The following is an 18,554-nucleotide window of genomic DNA, read 5'->3' as shown; positions in this document are numbered from 1 at the left end:
TCGTGGCCCATTCCGGCGACCTCGATCATCTCCGAGCCCGTAATGCGGGCGGCGATGTCGCGGCCGTGCGCGAGCGGCAGCAGCGTGTCTTCTGTGCCGTGGATGACCAGCGCAGGCACCTCGATCTCGCCGAGCCGGGCAAAGCGGCGACCGCGCCCGGCGAGCACGGCGGCATATTGCCTCGTGACCCCTTCGGGGCAGTGGCAGCGATCATAGGCGCGGCCGATCAGCGCGCGTCTTTCCTCATCGTCGAATGGAAAGCCCGGGCTGCCCCAGATGCGATCGCCGCGCAGCGTATGGGCGATGACGGAGGCGCGGTCGGAGGGGTCGTCGGGCTCTGCCAGCAGCATCGCCTCGGCCTCGGGCGTGGCGGGCGGCAGGCCGGGCGCGCCGGAGGACGACATGACGATGATTGCGCTGAGCAGCCGGCCGGGATGGTCGAGCGCCATCTGCTGCACGATCATCCCGCCCATCGAGATGCCGAGGACATGCGCGGCGGCGATTCCCAGCGCGTCAAGCACGCCGATCCCGTCGGCGGCCATGTCCTCGATCCGATAGGGCGCCGACACCGGCTGCCCGGCGGCGAGCTTCGCCTGCATCGCCGCGATATCGGGGCGGCCGGCGGCGCCGAACTTCTGCGACAGGCCGGCATCGCGGTTGTCGTGGGTTATGACGTGGAAGCCGTTGCGCACGAAACCGTCGATCAGCGCGGCGGGCCAGTGGATGAGCTGCGAGCCGAGGCCGCGAACGAGAAGAAGCGGCACGGCAGACGGCGGCCCGTGCCGTTCGACCTCGATCGTGATGCCGTTGGCGGTGATGGCGGTCATGCGAATGCCCCTTGCTGGCTGGCGCCGGGACGCGCCCCGGTGCGCGATATTGCCCGCAACCGGGCGTGCCGCCAAGACGCGGCATCACACCGCGGCGATGGCCCGGCTCAGCATCTCGCCGAACCGGATCGCGACGCGCGCATGGACCGGATGGCGTGGCGCGAACAACGCGATCTCGTAGCAGGGGGCGCGTTCGACGGGCTGAACGACCGCGCCGAAGCGGCGCCGGAAATACCGGGCCGTGAACGGATCGGCCAACGCGATGCCCACGCCTTCCATCGCCATCTGCGCCGCCGTCTGCGATCCGAACGCATCCATCCGGGCCGATTGGCGAATGACGGTGCGCAGGTCGGGGTCAGAACAGATGGCAAGGAAATAGGGGATGCTCGGCACGATCAGCGGCAGGGTGGCGAGCGTGGCGAGGTCTATCGGACCGGTGCAGCCGCCGATCAGTCCGGTGCCAGGGGCAGCCATCGCCACATAGGGCAACCGCCGGCGTGCGACGGTGTCGATGTCGCCGGTATCGAGGATGGGGCTGGCCAGCCCGAGGTCGAACCGGCGGGCGCGGACCCAGTGGATGATCCGCTCGGACTCCCGCGGCTCCACCGTGAACGACAGATCGCCGTGGTGCCCTTGCCATTCGGCCAGCGCCTGCGGCACGATCTCCAGCAGCATCGCCGGAAGCGCGCCGATCGACAGGTGGGCGTTGCGGAACTGGCCGATCTCCTCGGCTACGCGGGAGATCGCGCCGAGGCCCTGGAAGGACCGTTCGACCTCGCCATAGAGGATTTCGGCCTCCGCTGTCGGCGTCACGCCGCGGCTGCGCCTGAGAAACAGCGGATAACCGAGTTTCCGCTCCATGTTGACGATGAGGCGCGTCACGTTGGGCTGCGATGTGTTGAGAAGCCGCGCGGCCGCGGAGAAGGAGCCGCTGGTCATGGCGACGCGAAAAGCCTCGATCTCGCGCAGGCCCAGCATTGCCCATCCATATCCCCGACGTATATCATGGATGAAACCTCGTATTTGTGGGAATGGCAAGCTTGTGCTCTGCTCGACCCAACCGCCATGCCGGCGCCGGACGCACAGGGCGGAACATGGGAGGTAGACATGAAAACTGACATGTTCGGAAGTATCTCGCGGCGGCGGTTCGGCCAGTTCGCGGTGGCGGCAGGCGCGGGTGCCGTCCTTGCCTCGGCCGGGTCACTGGCCCGCGCCGCCGAGCCCAAGCGCGGCGGCCGCCTGCGGATCGGCGCCGCAGGCGCGAACGCCTCGGAAAGCTGGGATCCGGCGAGCTGGGGCCTCAGCGCCATCATGGGGCTGGGCGGATACGGCTGCGTCTACAACAACCTCGTCGAGATCGCGCCCGACGGGACGCTGACGCCCGAACTCGCCGAAAGCGTCGAGCCGGCGGACGGCGGCAAGGTGTGGCGGTTCAAGATCCGTCAGGGCGTCACCTTCTCGAACGGTCGGACCCTTGCGCCGGCCGATGTCGTCGCATCGCTCGATCACCATCGCGGAGAAGAATCGAAATCGGCGGCCAAGCCGATCGTTTCGGCGATCACCGACATCGCCGTGGAAGGCGATACCGTCGTGGTGACGCTTGACGCGGCCAACGCCGACTTCCCCTATCTTCTCGCGGACTATCACCTCGTCATCGGCCCGGCAGGGGACGGCGGCAAGGTCGACTGGGAACAGCGGATCGGCACCGGCGGTTACACGGTTGCCGAATACGCCGTGGGAGCGCGGGCGCTCCTGGCACGGCGGGCGGACTACTGGAAAAGCAATGCTGCCTGGTTCGACGAGGTCGAGATCATCGCGATCGACGATGTCGCGGCACGCATGAACGCGGTGATGACCGGCGAAGTCGACGTGATCAGCCGCGCCGACATCTCGACGGTGGGTCGCCTGCAGGGCCGGCCGGACCTGATCATCGACGAAGTCACCGGCACGCAGCACTTCACCCTGCCGATGTTCACCGATGTCGCGCCGTTCGACAATGTCGACGTGCGCCTGGCGCTGAAACTCGCCATCAACCGCGAGGAACTGGTCCAGAAGATCCTCTTTGGCCACGGCCAGATCGGCAACGACCACCCGATAGCGCCGGCGAACCGTTACTTCGCGGCGGACCTTCCGCAGCGGCCCTACGATCCGGAACAGGCGAAATTCCATCTGAAGAAGGCCGGGATGGAGGGCCTGACCGTCGACCTGCACGCCGCCGATGCCGCCTTCCAGGGCGCGGTCGATACGGCGATCCTCTATGCAGAACAGGCCGCCAAGGCCGGAATCACCGTTAACGTTGTGCGCGAACCGAACGATGGATACTGGTCAAACGTGTGGACGGTGAAGCCGTTCGTCACCTGCTTTTGGCAGGGTCGGCCGACCGAGGACTGGATGTTCACCCAGGTCTACGCCTCTGACGCGCCGTGGAACGACACGCACTGGAAGAACCCCGAATTCGACAAGCTGCTGCTTGCCGCCCGCGCCGAACTCGACGATGGCAAGCGGCGGCAGATCTATGTCGACATGCAGCAGCTCGTCTCGGACGATGGCGGCGTGATCGTTCCGATGTATGCCAACTACGTGTCGGTGCGGCGCGCCGAGGTGCAGCACGGCGAGAAGATCAGTTCGATGTCCGAGCTTGACGGTTCCAAGTGCGGCGAACGCTGGTGGTTCGCCTGATGCATGACGCCGCGGTCCGGCGACGGTGCCGGACCGCGCGTTCCTGATAACAGGCACCCCGGGCCGGCCTTCGCCGGCGGGGGCGGCATTGCCCGGAGGCCGCAGGGTCATGGACACTCGTGCAAGACAGGCGCGCAGGGCCAACCTGCGGCGCCTGCTGAAACCGCGCTCCGTCGCCCTTGTCGGCGGACGGACGCTGGCGCCGTCCGTCGCTATGCTGCGCAAGGCGGGCTTCGACGGCGATATCCAGGTCGTGAACCCGTTCCAGCGGGAAATCGGCGGCATCGCCTGCGTGCCGACGATCGCCGACCTGCCTGACGCGCCGGACGCCGCGTTCCTCAGCATCAACCGCAAGCTGACTGTGGAGGCCGTGCGCACGCTGTCCGCGCGCGGGGCCGGGGGCGCGGTGTGCTTCGCCGCCGGCTTCGGCGAGATGGGCGAGGAGGGCACGCGTTTGCAGGCGGACCTTGTCGCCGCCGCCGGAGACCTTGCGGTGGCGGGGCCCAACTCCAACGGTCTCCTGAACCGGCTAGACCGGCTGGCGTTGTGGCCGATGGACGACCACGATCCGCAGCCGGTGGAACGCGGGCCCGCCATCATCTCGCAGTCGGGCGGCATTGCCTATGCCTTCGTGCGCGACCGGCGCGGGCTTGCGCCTGCGGTCATCGCCTCTACCGGAAACCAGGTACTGCTCGACGTGGCGGACTGGCTGGCGGTGCTGGGCGAGGACCCGCGCGTCACCGCCATCGGCATCTTCATGGAAGGCCCGGGCGACGTCGCTGCAGTGGCCGACGCGGCCGCAGTCACCCGCGGGCGGAACCTGCCGGTGGTCGTGCTGAAAAGCGGCCGCAGCGCGCTTGGCGCGGAAATGGCGCTGACGCATACCGGCGCGCTGGCCGGCGACGACGATCTGTTCGACGCGCTCTGCGACCGGCTCGGCTTCACCCGGGTTCGGACCCTTCCGCAGCTGCTCGAGACCCTGAAGGCGCTAAGCGCCTGGGGTGACGGGCTGAAGGGCAACCGGATGGCGGTGCTGACGGCAAGCGGTGCAGCACGTGCGCTCTTTGCCGATGCCGCCTTCGACCATGGACTCGCGTTGCCGGCCGTCTCGGCGCGGGTCGCGTCACGGTTGCGCCCGCAACTGCCGGAATTCGCGCATGTGTCGAATCCCTTGGACCACAACGCCTATTACACCGGCATGGACGTGCTCTCGATGGAGAACGAACCCGCGCTCCACGAGTGCTTCCGCACGATGCTGCTGGATGGCTACGACATCGGCGTCATGAACACCGACGGCGGAGACACCGAGGACGGCAACCCAACGCTTCGCGCCTGGATCCGGGCCGCGCACGAGACCGGCACGCCGGCAGCCATCGTCGCCACGATGCCCGACGAGCTGTCACGCCATGTGCACCGGCTCTGCCGCGAGGCCGGAATAGCCGCGCTTCAGGGGCTGGACGATGCGGTGGCAGCCATCGCCGCCGCCGTCCGCCACGGTGCGCGCCGCGGCGTTCCGCGGGAGGACCTGTCGATCCTGCCTCCGGCGCCAGCCTTCGGCGCCACACGCATCGTCAACGAGGAACGGTCGAAGACATTGCTTGAAATCGCGGGGGTGAGGTTTCCGAAGCGGCGTTTCGTCGCCGCGGACGGGGTTGCGGCGGCGGCCCGGGCGATCGGCTTCCCGGTGGTGCTGAAGGGGGTTTCGTCCAACGTGCCCCACAAGAACAGGTTCGGTGCAGTCGCAGTCGGCCTATCCGACGCCGCAGCGGTGGAGGCGGCGCTTGCCGCGATGGCGGCCCGGTTCGCGGACGCGGGCATCACGCCCGACGGCTATCTGGTCGAGGAGATGGTGACGGCTGCGGAGGCGGAACTGATCCTCGGCATCAAGTCGAGCCGGATCTACGGTCACGCGCTGATCCTCGGGCGGGGCGGGGTCGATGTCGAGACGGGGGACAAGGCCGTGGCGCTGCTGCTGCCCGCCGCGCGCGGCGCGATCGACCGGGCGCTGGCGGGTCTTGGAGTGACGGCGGGTCTCGATCCCGCGATCCGCGGGCGCATCGCCGACATCGCCTGGACAATCGCCGACTATGCCCTCGCCAACCGGGCGACGCTCGCCGCGCTGGACCTGAATCCGGTTATCGTAACGCAAGACGGCCGGGTGATCGCGGTCGATGCGCTGATCGAGACAGGGGCCTGACGTGGACACGATCAAGGGTCTACGCGGCCCGGATTATCGTGTGCCGATCGAATGGGGCGCGATTCGTCTATTCGTGCGCTCGCTCTACTCAACGCATCCGGCGTGGCTCGACGACCCTCGGGCGGTGGTGCCGCCGACCTTCCTCGTGATGGCGGGATACCACTGGGGATACATCCTCGAACGCGCCCCGGAAGGATCTGCGCTGGCCGGAGTCGACTGCCGAGGCACGACCGACGGAGAACAGTCTTTCGAGTTTTTCGGGCCGCCGCCGCGGGTTGGCGACGTGCTGACGGCGTCGACGGAGGTTGCAGACCACTACTTCAAGGCCGGCCGCGCTGGCGGGCGGCTAGAGTTCTTCGTGATGCGGACGGATTTCCGCGATGCGACGGGGCGTCTGGTTGCCCGCTGGATGCCGACCTCGATCCGGCCCGAGCACCGGGGAGCGACAAGCGGCGGGGCGTGCGGCGGGCCGAAGCGCCGACCCTGGCTGCACGCGGGCGAGAAACGGAACCAGCTTGATGCCGTCAGGCCCGCCGCTGGCGCGCTGTCGGTGGGCGACGGCCCCGGCCCGGTCGAGATGCCGGCGCTGACGCTGACCGACATGATCCGCTACCAGTGCGCCTCGGGCGAGGATTCGCCTGGTCATCACGACACGCTGGCCGCCCAAGCGCATGGGATGGCCGACTTCATCTCGGTCGGGATGCATCACGCGGGCGTGCTTGGCGCCTATGCCGCGCACTGGCTGGCGCCGGAAAATGCCCGTGCCTTCCGCGCCCGGTTCTTGACGACAGTTTGGCCCGGCGATGCGCTCACCTATCGGGGGAGCATTACCGGTTTTGGCGAAGGGGCAGACGGCCCGACCGTCGAGCTTGCCCTCGACTGCCTGCGCGAGGGCGAGCCGGTGGTGCGTGCCTCTGCAGTCTTCCTAAGGCCCGAAGCAACGTGACCGGCACGTCCCCGTGACCGGCCGGGCTCAGTCCACAAGCCGACGGCGGGAGGTTTCACGTCTGGCAAGGAGCGCCACGAGCGCAACCGCTGCCGCCGCAACCAGATATCATCCCGGGGCGCCCTTGCTTCCGGTCGCCCCTATCAGCAAGGGCGCGACGAAGGGCTTCGTTCCGCCGAAGCGTGCATGGGCCGAATTGAAGCTGAAGGCAAAGTCGCTGTAGCGCACCTTCGTCGGGAAGACTTCCGAAAGGAACCCCGGAAACGTGCCATCATTGAAGGTCAGGAGCGCGCCGAAGGCCAGCTGGATTGCGATGATCTCGGCCGGCGAGGCGCCGACGCGGAGCGAAAGCAGCGGCACGTTCAGGCCCATGAACAGGATCGACGCGGTGACCGGAACGGTCTTGCGGCCGAACCGGTCGCAAAGCGCGCCCGTCAGGGAGATCAGCCCGATGTAGAACGCCTGCGACAGGCTGTTGGCGAGGAAGGGCTGCGATTCGTCCACCCCGATCGTGGAGATGAGATAGGTCGTCATGTTGCTCAGGATCAGACTGAGCCCCACAGCGTTGAGGCAGGTCGCGCCGAGCGAGATCAGGACCTCCTTGCGGAACGAACCGAGAAGCCCGGACGGGCATCTGCGGAACGTGATGGCCGTCCTCGAGTTCGCGGAACTCCGGCGGTTGTATTCCCGCTTGAAGGCCGAGGCGTTCAGCGTCGTCTTGCAGTGGTCGTTTGCCCAGATGTGATGCACCTTGCCGCGCCCAGCGATCAGGAGCTGGTCAATGTAGGGGGCAGGGCGGCCGACATGGGCATCCGACGGGCGGTAGTAGCCTTCCTGGTGGCCGCCCAGACGACAGCCGCCGCCGCCTTCGCGTCCGGATTGCCGGTCGCCAAGGCGATGTTCAGCAGCGCACCGATGGTGCGGTAGTTGTCGTTGACCCAGATGATGCCCTTTTCAAACGCAGTCACGTAATTGCGCCGCGAGCCGTCGTCCTTCGGCCTGGCGATCCACTCTGCCGCCTTGACGATGTCGGCCTCGGCTACGCCGGATATTTCGGCTGCCTCTGCCGTGGAGATCCGACAAGCCTCGCGCGCGGCCTCGAACGAACCGAGGTTCGCCGGGTGCGCCTCGTCCTCGCTTACAGCGATGCCGTCTACGAAGGTGGACTTGGCGATGAAGTCCGCGTCCACCCAGCCCTGGTCGGAGATATGGGTGAAGAGTGCGTTGAAGAGCGCGAGGTCCGTGCCCGAGTTGATCTGCAGTTGCGGGACGTTCTCCGCCCCCGCGACCTCCTCGCAGGCGTTGATCGTGACGGTCCGGCGCGGATCGACGACCAGCACGCGCGCGCCGTTCCGCATCCCCGGCATCATGTGGTTGAGAAAGAGGTTCGTCTGCGTCTCGATCGGGTTCGCGCCAACGAGGAAGTTGGTGTCGGTCACCTCGTAGTCGCCGTAGCCGTAGTTCAGTTCATCCACGCCCATATCTCGGCTGGATTGGACCTTGGCGTTGTAGGCCGGGCGGTTGTGGATGCGGCAGTGCTTCACCTTCATCGAGCCGAAATAGAGCTTGCCTGTGTCCCAGATGTTCTCGTAGCCGCCCGCCGAACCGCCGTGGTCGAACATCGAGACGAAGAGGTCGTCGTCGTTCTCCTTGTCGATCACCCGTGCGGTTACCCGCGCCACGAGATCCAGCGCATCGTCCCAGATCGTGGGCGATCTTTGGCAATCAGCGCATCGGCAGCGTGTCCGATCAGTGACTCGGCCTCGCGATCTTCGATCTTGCCAGCGACCAGCAGACGCAACTTCTTCGCGTAGGCAGAGCGGCCGCTCCGCAAGAAGTCGCCAGTCTGAGCACCGATCCCGGCCGATCGCTCCATATCGTCCGAGAGAAGTTCGGCAACGTAGTGCTCCTTGGCGGCACTGGACAGGGTGGGCCGGCCGGCTTCGCCCATTCAATCCAAAACTTCCTGCGCTTCGTCGATCCTTGCGAGGAGCGAACCGATGATGCCAATCGTCGTCTTCTCGCGGGGTTTTGCCTATTGCGGCAGTCCGACATGAACCAGCTTTCGCTGCCCGATGAGAGCCCGAAGGTGTTCAGGGACGACAATCCGGACGATCCAGTTGGCGTGAACATGCCGGACGTATTTCATGCCTTTCCACCATCTCCGTTGTGGCGATTTCTTTAGCACCGCAGGTAGCAAAAAACCTTCATATGAAGGTGAAAAAAAGGAAACGCAGGCGTTCTGAGGGGAAAAGGTGAGAGGCTGGACAACGACCCAAGCGGGGCTCGTTACGGCTGCTTCCTTCCGGACCTGACCGGGTTGGCGAGGCGCTCGCCCGCGCCAACCTCTCGGGGTCGGATATAATCCTGCCGAGGGGGGCGCGCAAGCCCGGAGCGGGCGGACGCGGTGGGAGGAACTCAGCCGAGGACGAGGGTGCATGCTCGACCGCCCGGTCAAATCGTGCTAGATGCCTCATCGGACAGCGTCGGCGGACTGCGGCCGCGCAACCCGATTTTCATACGTCGCCCATTTACATCCGAGGCATAGGACATGACGATTCACACAAGGGGCTTGCGTGGCCCAACTTCCGTTCCCCGCGAGGTGGCGATCCGGTCGGGACACCGCAGCCTTTCCGGATGTCTCCACCGCGCCGAATCTCCCATCGCCGCCGTCGTGCTGAACGGCGCGGTGGGCGTGCCGCAGGGCTTTTACGGCGACTTCGCCCGATGGCTCGCCGAGGAGCGCGGTATCGCCTGCCTGACCTACGACTACCGCGACTTCGGCACCTCGGGCAGCGGGCGCCCGCGCCTCTCGGACGCGACGATGACCGACTGGGGCGTCGTCGACCAGATGGCGGCGCGCGCTTTCCTGGAGGCGCTGTTCCCCGACCTGCCCATCTGGATCATCGGCCATTCCATCGGCGGTGCGATGCTGCCCTTCCAGTCCGGGTTCGAGCGTGTGGCGCGTGCTATCGTGGTCGGATCGGGCGTTGTCCATGTCTCCGACCATCCCTGGCCCTATCAGGCTCTGGCACGGCTCTTCTGGCAGGGCCACGGGCCGGTCATGACCCGCGCGCTCGGCTTTCTGCCGGGGCGGCTTTCCGGCTTTGGCGCCGACCTGCCGGCGGGCGTCTACTGGCAGTGGCGGCGCTGGTGCCTGTCGCGCGGCTACCACCTGAACGACGCCGGCGGCCGGCTGCCGGTGCCGGACTGGCGGGCCTTCACCGCGCCGATGAAGTTCGTCGCCATGGCCGACGATCCCGTGGTGCCACCGGCGGCCGTCTGGCGGTTGATGCGCCACTTCCCCGAGGCAGTGAAGCGCCAGCTCGTCTTGCATCCGGATGAGGTTGGGGTGCGGAAGATCGGGCATATGGGGGTCTTTCACCGCGCCAACGCGGAGCTCTGGCCTCTGATGATCGCGTGAGGGCGGAGGCAGCGGCAGGGGCTGGCATGACGCGCGAGTTTGCGATTTCGGAACTGGCGCTTGGCGGCGGGCGGGTCGCGCTTTGCCCGATGCCGGGTGCCGCGGGCGGCTATGGCGCGGACCTTGCCAGGATCCTCGCATGGCGCCCGGCGATGGTGGTGACGCTGGCGACCGAACCGGAGATGGTCGACGCAGGCGCTGCGGGACTGCCCGGAGACCTGGCGCGCGAGGGCATCGCCTGGTGCCACCTGCCGGTGCCCGATTTCGCGGCGGAGAGCGTTGCTCTGATGTTGGATTGGCGCACGGTGTCGAACATGGCGCTGGAGCACCTCGCCGCCGGCGCAGGCGTGCTTTTCCACTGCCGGGGCGGCTGCGGGCGGTCGGGAATGGCGGTGATGCGGCTGATGGTGGCGTCGGGCGAGGCGCCGGATGCGGCGCTCCTGCGGCTGCGGGGCGTGCGCCCCTGCGCCGTGGAGACCGAGCCCCAGAGGCGCTGGGCGGCAAAGGGGGCATGACTCCACGCCGGGGCTTCCCCTCCGGGTGTCTGGCGAAAATCGCGGGCGAAGCGAGGTGTCGCGTTCCGAACGCCGGACACGCGGGTTGGATTTCACGCCCTTCTTTTCTGTATCGGGTATGGGCGCTGAGAGCCGTGGAATTTCGCGCCGGGTTGGCGGTGTGGCCGGCATCCCGATCAAGCCGTGACCTCTCGGGGGAGCGGCGCTACCCTGCCGCACAGTCGAGAGCATCATCTGCGCGGACCCATACCGGCCCACCGATACCCTCGGGGCCGGTCATGTCGTCAGAAGCCGCACCAGGGGCCTGTCACCTGGAAACCAGATAGAAGATGCTGCTGCTTGCCACCACGGCAGCGCCTATCAAGGTCCAGGTGCCGGGTATAGCACCCCAGACGACCCAGGTGACGCCCGTGGACCACAGCAGACCGGTGTAACCAAACGGAGCGAGGTCGGACGCGGGCGCGGAACGATAGGCGAGTGAACCCAGTCCGATCCCGAAGCTGGAGCAGAGGGCGGCGGCGCAAAACAGGAACAGGTCGCTCAGGTTCAGCGCGGTCCAGTGGCCGGCCGTGAACGGGACGATGTAGACGGCAGCGAAGGCTGCGCCGAAGATGCTGACCGTCCAGAGGTTGTCCTCGCCCGGAAGCCACCGCGAAGTCAGCGAGATTGCCGCATAGAGGACGGCACAAGCGAGAATCAGCAAGGAAGCGGGCTGAAATGTCGACGCGCCGGGCTGAATGGCGATGACGACGCCCGCGAAGCTTATCAGGACAGCGGCCCAGGTCCGCCATCCGGGGCGCTCCTTGAACACGATGACCGAGCCCACCGTCACCAGGAACGGGGATGCAAAGACGATCACCGTGGCTTCGGCGACGCTGAGATACTTCAGGGCGCGAATGTACATGTATGCGGCCAGGAGTCCCAGCGCGCCGCGGAGAGCGTAGAGCCAGAAGGCGGATGACCAGCGGACCCGGTCGCGGCCGAGCACGATCGCCATGACTGCCAGGAGCGGCATTGCCAGTACGCTCCGCACAAAGATGATGATGGTGACGTCGTAGCTTTCGATCAGGAATTTGGTGACCGTGTCGTTGAGCGTGAAGCACAGCGAACTGAGGCAGATCATGATGATCGCGGTGATTGACCGGGACAGCTTTCGCGCCGGTTGTCCTCGGGTCGCCGTCTCGGATCCGCGCGTGGAAGAGGTTTCGGTCATTGTGCCATCGGCCGCCAACCGCTCGCATGGCCTGCCCTCCGAAGGCGAAAAAAGATGACACCGGTGAGGAGCAGATTGACCAGGTTCCATGCGATTCCGCTCATGAAGGCAAGGAAATAGGTCCGTCTGTGGCCGTAGATCCATCCCGCCAGCCAGCCGTCGAAAGTCATTCCTAAGAGTGTGGCCATCGAGACTGCGCCAATGGCGGTACCAGCTACACGGGCGGGCAGATAGCTGCGGACAAGGATCTGATAAGACGAGATAATTCCACCCTGCGCAATCCCGAAGACCAGGCTGACGACGGCAAACGAGACCACTTCGTCCAAGGGCATGCAAAGCGCCAAGGCCGGCATCGGAAGAGTGGACGCCGCGAGCAGGACCCGTATTGCGCCGATCCGGTCCATCAGCATCCCGGCGACGAGGCGCCAGTCACCGAAGTGCAGGATGTTCGGGATGGCGGTGGTCGATACCGCACCCGAAAGATACGTGGAGCCGGACACCATGGCCACCGCGAGTCCCCGGCGCCGCACGAAACAGTGTGACATGTCTGCGGTACGGGGGCCAAGCGCGGCCGCCGTGCCGACGCCGATCGCCACTTGTGCGACAAGGAGAGCACCGAAGCCGGCGGCCGTGCCCGCAGCGATGTAGCGCGGGCAGCTGACAACACTCGCCACGATAAGGACCGCGGTGATCCCGGCCCGGTCGCCAAATCGCCCGAGTAGCGGATTGCCGACCAAGAGCCCGAGCATGGTCGCAACATAGGGATACGAAGACTCCGTGCGTGTCAGGTCGAACTCGGCCTGGATAGCCGGCATGAGCGCCACCATGGTCCAGTTGCAGGCAGTGCACAGAGTTCCGATCACCATTGCCCAGAAGAGCCGCACCCAGGCGGATGCACCGTTTGTCTTTTCGGGCGCTGCCTGGGCCCATGCGGTCAAGATGCCCTCCAGGCATTGCGATCCGACGTGATGTCACCGCGCAGAGAAATGCTCCGGTGCCGGCGGTCCCGGTCCCCAGATGAAAGCACGGCTTCCATCGGAAATCTTCTCATGTCCGCGCTGACGCTACCGGCGAATTGGACGTGCGTCCAGCAATTCTGACGCGCTTCAATAAAAGACTGGACGTCCGGCCAACTTTTCAATTGCGTTCGGAGCCCTCATGGCTATTTTCAGGTTCAGCAGACGATTCTGGGGGATGGGGATGCGGACTCGGGTGACGGAGCTTCTGGCTATCCGCTATCCGATCATCCAGGGCGGCATGCAGTGGGTCGGGCGTGCGGAGCTTGCATCGGCCGTGTCGAATGCCGGCGGACTTGGTATCCTCACCGCGCTCACCCAACCCGATCCGGAGGGGCTGCGCGCCGAAATCGCCCGATGCCGTGAGATGACGGACAGGCCCTTCGGTGTGAACCTGACAATCCTTCCTGCGACGAACCCGCCGCCCTACGAAGACTTTCTGGATGCCGCGCTCGAAAGCGGAATAAGGGTGATCGAAACGGCAGGGCGCAGTCCGAAGGAGTTTATCGCCAAGGCGAAGGCTTTTGGCGCGTTGATCGTCCACAAGTGTACCGCCGTGCGCCACGCTTTGTCGGCCGAACGGGCGGGGGTCGACGCGATCTCAATCGACGGGTTCGAGGCCGCGGGCCATCCCGGCGAAGACGACGTTGGCGGCCTTGTGCTCTTTGCCGCTGCGGCAAGGGCCGTGAAGATCCCCTTGATCGCATCCGGCGGCATCGGCAGCGGCCGAGGCATGGCAGCGGCCCTGATGCTCGGCGCCGAAGGCGTAAACATGGGCACGCGGTTCTGCGCGACCCGCGAGGCCCCGATCCACGACAATATCAAGCGCGCGATCATCGCGGCGACGGAACGCGACACGAACCTGATCTTCCGCACCCTTCGCAATACCGGCCGCGTACTGAAGAACAGCGTCTCCGACGATGTCGTGGCGATCGAGAACCGCCCGGGGGGCGCCACGTTCGAGGATATCAGGCCCTTGGTCGCGGGCGCACGCGGAAAGGCCGCGCTCGAAAGTGGCGATGTCGATGCGGGCCTCGTCTGGGCGAGTCAGGTGATGGGCCTCATGGACGACATACCGACCTGCGCCGAACTCTTGGAGCGCATGGTTGCGGAGTGCCGGGAGGCGATGCAGGCGGGCATGAGGGCATTCAACGCCTGATCGCAGGCGAAACGGAAAGCCGCAAGGCGGCGCGGAGGAGGCGCCGCCCTGCGAGGCGGGACGAACCAGGCAGGGCCGGACGGGGCGTCCAGAAGGCATATCCGGCGGAACGTTACGGCAAACAGGATTTGCCGAAAATGGGAGGAGTCAAAATGAGACTGCGCGCAATTCTGTCAATGACGGCCTGTGCCCTGGCCTTCCCGGCCATGGCGGAGGAAACCGTGAGCTATGCGTCCTACGGCGGCGCCTATCAGGAGGGGGTGCGCAAGGCCATCCTCGATCACCTGCCGGCCGAGCAAGGCATGACCGTGGTCGACTTTGTCCTGTCAGGCGGCATCCGTGACGTGCGCACGAAGGTCAAGGCCAACGCGAACGATCTGGACGTGGTCGAACTCTACGGCGGCTACTGCGACACCGCCGCGAAGGAGGGCCTCCTCGAACCGCTGGACTATTCCAAGATTCCGAACGCGGCCGGGATCCCGGAGAACCTGCGGAACGAGTACTGGATCGGCTTCACAGCCTATTCGACCGTTCTGGCCTACAACACCAGCGTCTACGGCGACAACCCGCCGCAGAACTGGGCGGATTTCTTCGATGTCGAGAAGTTTCCGGGCACCCGCGCCATCGGTGGCGGCTATCCGTCCACGAACATGGAAATCGCTCTGATGGCCGACGGCGTGCCGAAGGATCAGGTCTATCCGATCGACATGGACCGTTCGATGAAGAAATGGGCCGATTTCAAGCCCAACATCACGGTGAGTTGGTCGTCCGGCGCGCAGGCAACCCAACTCGCGACTGCGGAAGAGGTGGACATGCTCACGATCTGGGCAGCCCGGATCGAGGCGGCGATCAAGGAAGGTGCGCCCTACGCCTATACGCTGAACGACGCCGTTCTCGACGTGGAATGCCTCGTGGTGCCGAAGGGCTCGCCCAACCCGGAAGGTGCGATGCGGCTTGTCAACCATCTGCTCGATCCGAAATACCAGGCCAACCTTCCCGACTTCATCCCCTATGGCCCGATGAATCAGGACGCCTTCAAGCAGGGGCTGATCTCTCCCGAAAAGGCGGCGAAGGTCGTCACCAGCACCGACAACCTCGCCAAGCAACTGGTCACCGACATGGCCTATTGGGCCGAGCATGTGACCGACGCTCAGACCAAGTGGGATGCGGTGATGCTGCAGCAGTGACCGGCTGCCCCTCGAAGGGATGCGCGACGCAACGTCGGGCATCCCGCCACTGCCGTCTGCCTCTCGGCCCGGTGCGGGCTGCCCGCCAGGCCCGTATGCCGAGCCGTGCGAGCCTGATGCGCCCAACAACGGACTGTTCCGATGACCGAACGAAAGACTTCAGCCCTGCCGGTTCAGGTCCAGATGCTCTCGAAGCACTTCGGAAATGTTCGCGCGGTCGAAGATGTCAGCTTCGATATCCGGCCGGGCGAGCTTTTGACGCTGCTGGGCCCGTCGGGGTCCGGAAAGACGACCCTCCTGATGATGATCGCCGGATTCAGCCGACCGACGCGGGGGTCGATCCGCATTGCCGACCAGGAGATCGTCCATCTGCCGCCGCACAAGCGCAACATCGGGATGGTCTTCCAGAACTATGCTCTGTTTCCCCACATGACCGTGGGGGAGAACGTGGCCTATCCGCTGCGACTGCGGAAGTTCGCTCGCTCGGAGATCGAGGATCGCACGCGCAAGGCGCTCGACATGGTGCAGCTTGGCGGCTACGGGGCGCGCCGGATCAACGAGTTGTCCGGCGGACAGAGGCAGCGCATCGCCCTCGCTCGCGCGATCGTATTCGAGCCGCGGATCCTCTTGATGGATGAACCGCTCTCGGCGCTCGACAAGCACCTGCGCGAAACGATGCAGATCGAAATCCGCCAGTTGCACGACCGCCTCGGCATGACGACGATCTCCGTCACCCATGACCAGCGCGAGGCGCTGACCATGTCGGACCGGATAGCCGTCTTCTCGAACGGACGGCTGGCACAGATCGGAACGCCGACGGAGCTATACGAAAAGCCCGAAAGCCGCTTCATTGCCGAGTTCATCGGTGAATCGACATTCCTCCCGCTCCGACACACTCCGGAAGGGGCCGCCTATGGCGAGCAGGTCATCCACCTTGCCGACGATGTGAAACAGGCCGCAGGCGAAACGCTGCTGATGCTGCGGCCGGAACGTCTGCGGCTTGTCCCCGCCGACGGTGCGACCGGGGCCGGCGGGGATACGAACGTCTTCGCGGGTCAGGTGAACACGGTCGTCTTTCAGGGGGAGAGCCTCCTTTTCGAGGTCATGCTGGACGGTGGGCACAAGGTTTCGGTCCGCATGGCGAACCGTTCCGAAAACCTGCGCCAGCTCCCACAGGCGGGCGATCGCGTGGCCCTGAAACTCGAACGGGCCGACGCCCGTGTCGTGCGAGCGGAGGGCTGAGCATGGCCGACGTCACCTCCTTCCCCGCGCCGGGCCCGATCGGACAAGCCGAGTTCGAAGCGAACCGGCGTGCGCTGGAGCGTGACCGCCGCGCCGAGACGCGGATGCGGATCAACCTGACACTGCCGGCGCTCCTCGTGGTCTTCGTGCTGATGGTCTGTCCGATCCTCTGGCTCCTGTCGCTTTCCGTCGTCGGGGGCGATGGCGGTCTGAGCCTCGAGAATTATGCGCTCTTCTTTTCCGAGCAGGTCTATGTCGAGATGTTTCTCAAGACCTTCATGATCGCCTTCGTCGTGACGATCATCTGCGTGCTTCTCGGCTATCCCGTCGCGTATCTGCTGGCGATCCTGCCTCCTTCCTGGTCGGGCGTCCTCATGCTGGCCGTGCTGGTTCCGTTCTGGACCTCGGGGCTGGTGCGGACATTCTCGTGGCTCATCATCCTTCAACGCAACGGGATCGTGAACAAGTCCCTGGTCTGGCTCGGCGTCATCGACAAGCCGATCCCGCTTGTCCACAACATGACCGGGACGGTGATCGGGATGGTGCACATCATGGTGCCGTTCCTGATCCTTCCGCTCTACGCCTCGATGAAAGCGATCGACGGCAACCTCATGCGTGCCGGTGCGAACCTCGGGTCATCGCCCACTCATGCGTTCTTCCGGATATTCCTGCCGCTGTCGATGCCCGGGCTGGTTGCGGGAATGATCATGGTCTTCGTGATGTGCCTGGGCTTCTACATCACGCCGGCGATCCTCGGCGGCGGAAAGATCAAGATGATCGCGCAGCGTATCGAGGAATCGATCTCGCTCTATCCGACCTGGGGACCGGCGGCGGCACTCGCGGTGCTACTGCTTCTGATGACGGCGGTTTGCCTGTTCATCAGCCTGAAGCTCGTCCGCTGGCTGGCGGCAGGCAGGTAGGGGGGCAAATGGAGTCCTACGTTTCCCACCGCGACCGGCTCTGGCTCTATATCTTCGTCGGGCTGGTCATCTTCTACCTGGTGGTGCCGATGCTGATCGTCATTCCGGTGTCGTTCAGCTCGACCACGGCGATGACCTTCCCTCCTCGCGGCTGGTCGCTGCGCTGGTATGAGGCGTTCTTCGGCGAACAGAAGTGGATCGGCTCCCTCTGGGTATCGTTGCGCGTGGCCACGCTCACGATGGTCGTGACGACGCTCGCCGGCGTTGCCGCGTCCTACGCGCTCCACCAGTCCAGCTTCCGCCTTTCCGAGACCATCCGCGCCACGCTGATCTCGCCGCTTGCGGTTCCGTCGATTCTCATCGGGGTGGGGATTTTCTTTGTATATGCCCGGATCGGTGGTCTCTTGAACACGACCGCCGGTCTGGTGCTCGGCCATTCGGTCGTGGCGTTGCCATTCGTCATGCTGACGATGAGTGCCGGCTTCAGTTCGTTCGACATGAGCCAGGAAATGGTCGCGCGCAGCCTAGGGGCCAACCGCTTCAAGGCTTTCCTGACGGTGACGCTGCCGCAGGTGAAGCTCTCCGTGGCAACGTCGATGCTGCTGTCGTTCCTCGTCTCCTTCGACGAACTCATCATCTCGCTGATGGTGGCCTCGGGGCCGATGTCCACGCTTTCGCGCGTGACCTTCGCAACGCTGCGAGATGACGTCGACCCAACGTTGGCGGCCGTCTCGACGCTCATGCTGATCTTTACCTCGGTGCCCCCGCTGTTGCTGCATCTCTATGCCAGCCGGGTCCGGGCGAGGAGTGGTCGCAATGCTGGATGAGCTGAACCGCGACCTTGCCGGCCTAGTGGAGCTTCACCGCGACGGCACCGTGCTGGAAATCCGCATGATCAAGCCCAAGGTGAATGCCATATGCCGCCGCTTCAGTCGCGCGATGGAACGGGCCGCGCTGTATCTTCAGGATCAACCGGACCTCCGCGTCGGCATCCTTTCGAGCGGGAGCGACAAGGCATTCTCGGCGGGACTGGATTTTCAGGAATCGACTTCCGCCCCCGATGGCGAACGTGGGGTGGGGGCTGAAACCGGCGGCTTCGGCGGCATTACCACGCTCTGGGCCCTGAAAAAGCCGCTGATCGCCGCGATCAACGCGCCTGCGATCGGCGGCGGGCTGGAACTGGCGCTGGCCTGCGACATCCTCGTGATGGCAGAGGAGACGTTCCTGCA

The 18,554-nt window shown here is 65.6% G+C and carries 18 protein-coding genes and 1 other RNA gene; 11 read left to right on the top strand and 8 right to left on the bottom strand.

What is annotated here, in order from left to right:
- Together ACMUOO_RS12075 and ACMUOO_RS12070 are read right to left on the bottom strand one after the other, a co-directional pair.
- On the bottom strand, positions 1 to 827 hold an 827-nt coding region (locus ACMUOO_RS12075; RefSeq protein WP_413855363.1), incomplete at its 3' end, for an alpha/beta hydrolase.
- A gap of 84 nt (positions 828 to 911) precedes the next feature.
- Entirely contained in the window at positions 912 to 1,805 is an 894-nt protein-coding gene (locus ACMUOO_RS12070) for a LysR family transcriptional regulator (protein WP_301917675.1), read from the bottom strand.
- 129 nt (positions 1,806 to 1,934) lie between these two features.
- On the opposite strand from ACMUOO_RS12070, the gene ACMUOO_RS12065 reads away from it, so the two are divergent.
- From ACMUOO_RS12065 to ACMUOO_RS12055, 3 genes are all read left to right on the top strand, one after another.
- Complete coding sequence (locus ACMUOO_RS12065) at positions 1,935 to 3,506, top strand: ABC transporter substrate-binding protein (protein WP_301917674.1); 1,572 nt, start codon at positions 1,935 to 1,937, stop codon at positions 3,504 to 3,506.
- Between the two features lie 109 nt (positions 3,507 to 3,615).
- Positions 3,616 to 5,703 (top strand): acetate--CoA ligase family protein, encoded by a 2,088-nt coding sequence (locus ACMUOO_RS12060; protein WP_413855360.1) that lies wholly within the window; start codon positions 3,616 to 3,618, stop codon positions 5,701 to 5,703.
- A gap of 1 nt (position 5,704) precedes the next feature.
- Positions 5,705 to 6,649, top strand: coding sequence for a MaoC family dehydratase N-terminal domain-containing protein (locus tag ACMUOO_RS12055; protein WP_301917672.1), 945 nt, complete (start codon positions 5,705 to 5,707; stop codon positions 6,647 to 6,649).
- Between the two features lie 108 nt (positions 6,650 to 6,757).
- Here ACMUOO_RS12055 and ACMUOO_RS12050 read toward each other — a convergent pair whose 3' ends face one another.
- The 4 genes from ACMUOO_RS12050 to ffs form a co-directional block, all read right to left on the bottom strand.
- The gene (locus ACMUOO_RS12050) at positions 6,758 to 7,399 is read right to left on the bottom strand and encodes an MFS transporter (protein WP_301917671.1); all 642 of its coding nucleotides are present in this window, start codon (positions 7,397 to 7,399) and stop codon (positions 6,758 to 6,760) included.
- 17 nt (positions 7,400 to 7,416) lie between these two features.
- The gene (locus ACMUOO_RS12045) at positions 7,417 to 8,331 is read right to left on the bottom strand and encodes a molybdopterin-dependent oxidoreductase (RefSeq protein ID WP_413855358.1); all 915 of its coding nucleotides are present in this window, start codon (positions 8,329 to 8,331) and stop codon (positions 7,417 to 7,419) included.
- The gene (locus ACMUOO_RS12040) at positions 8,319 to 8,600 is read right to left on the bottom strand and encodes a hypothetical protein (protein ID WP_301917669.1); all 282 of its coding nucleotides are present in this window, start codon (positions 8,598 to 8,600) and stop codon (positions 8,319 to 8,321) included. The genes ACMUOO_RS12045 and ACMUOO_RS12040 overlap by 13 nt, the downstream gene beginning before the upstream one ends.
- A gap of 302 nt (positions 8,601 to 8,902) precedes the next feature.
- Positions 8,903 to 9,001, bottom strand: an RNA gene (gene ffs, locus ACMUOO_RS12035) — signal recognition particle sRNA small type.
- Between the two features lie 199 nt (positions 9,002 to 9,200).
- Between ffs and ACMUOO_RS12030 the strand changes: the two genes are divergently transcribed.
- Both ACMUOO_RS12030 and ACMUOO_RS12025 read left to right on the top strand, forming a co-directional pair.
- On the top strand, positions 9,201 to 10,073 hold the full coding sequence (locus ACMUOO_RS12030) for an alpha/beta fold hydrolase (RefSeq protein WP_301917668.1): 873 nt from the start codon (positions 9,201 to 9,203) through the stop codon (positions 10,071 to 10,073).
- A gap of 26 nt (positions 10,074 to 10,099) precedes the next feature.
- Entirely contained in the window at positions 10,100 to 10,588 is a 489-nt protein-coding gene (locus ACMUOO_RS12025) for a protein phosphatase (protein ID WP_301917667.1), read from the top strand.
- A 307-nt stretch (positions 10,589 to 10,895) separates the two neighbouring features.
- On the opposite strand, the gene ACMUOO_RS12020 is transcribed toward ACMUOO_RS12025, so the two are convergent.
- On the bottom strand, positions 10,896 to 11,801 hold the full coding sequence (locus ACMUOO_RS12020; RefSeq protein ID WP_301917666.1) for a DMT family transporter: 906 nt from the start codon (positions 11,799 to 11,801) through the stop codon (positions 10,896 to 10,898).
- Positions 11,798 to 12,739 (bottom strand): MFS transporter, encoded by a 942-nt coding sequence (locus ACMUOO_RS12015; RefSeq protein WP_301917665.1) that lies wholly within the window; start codon positions 12,737 to 12,739, stop codon positions 11,798 to 11,800. Before ACMUOO_RS12015 ends, ACMUOO_RS12020 begins: the two co-directional genes overlap by 4 nt.
- Before the next feature lie 220 nt (positions 12,740 to 12,959).
- On the opposite strand from ACMUOO_RS12015, the gene ACMUOO_RS12010 reads away from it, so the two are divergent.
- The 6 genes from ACMUOO_RS12010 to ACMUOO_RS11985 all read left to right on the top strand — a co-directional run.
- Positions 12,960 to 13,976, top strand: coding sequence for an NAD(P)H-dependent flavin oxidoreductase (locus ACMUOO_RS12010; RefSeq protein ID WP_301917664.1), 1,017 nt, complete (start codon positions 12,960 to 12,962; stop codon positions 13,974 to 13,976).
- 152 nt (positions 13,977 to 14,128) lie between these two features.
- The gene (locus ACMUOO_RS12005; protein ID WP_413855354.1) at positions 14,129 to 15,163 is read left to right on the top strand and encodes an ABC transporter substrate-binding protein; all 1,035 of its coding nucleotides are present in this window, start codon (positions 14,129 to 14,131) and stop codon (positions 15,161 to 15,163) included.
- Positions 15,164 to 15,304: 141 nt separating this feature from the next.
- A complete protein-coding gene (locus tag ACMUOO_RS12000) occupies positions 15,305 to 16,405 on the top strand; it encodes an ABC transporter ATP-binding protein (protein WP_301917662.1) in 1,101 nt (366 codons plus the stop codon).
- Between the two features lie 2 nt (positions 16,406 to 16,407).
- The gene (locus ACMUOO_RS11995) at positions 16,408 to 17,325 is read left to right on the top strand and encodes an ABC transporter permease (RefSeq protein ID WP_301917661.1); all 918 of its coding nucleotides are present in this window, start codon (positions 16,408 to 16,410) and stop codon (positions 17,323 to 17,325) included.
- 8 nt (positions 17,326 to 17,333) lie between these two features.
- Positions 17,334 to 18,152 carry an ABC transporter permease gene (locus ACMUOO_RS11990; RefSeq protein ID WP_301917660.1) on the top strand — a complete coding sequence of 273 codons (819 nt, stop codon included), beginning with the start codon at positions 17,334 to 17,336 and terminating at the stop codon, positions 18,150 to 18,152.
- On the top strand, positions 18,142 to 18,554 hold a 413-nt coding region (locus ACMUOO_RS11985), incomplete at its 3' end, for an enoyl-CoA hydratase-related protein (RefSeq protein WP_413855351.1). The genes ACMUOO_RS11990 and ACMUOO_RS11985, both read left to right, overlap by 11 nt.

Origin of the sequence: Albidovulum sp. (assembly GCF_041919395.1) — a bacterium.
Lineage (GTDB): Bacteria > Pseudomonadota > Alphaproteobacteria > Rhodobacterales > Rhodobacteraceae > Albidovulum.
The sequence above is the reverse complement of the archived record's forward strand: the minus strand, read 5'-3'. Positions and strand labels throughout refer to the sequence as shown.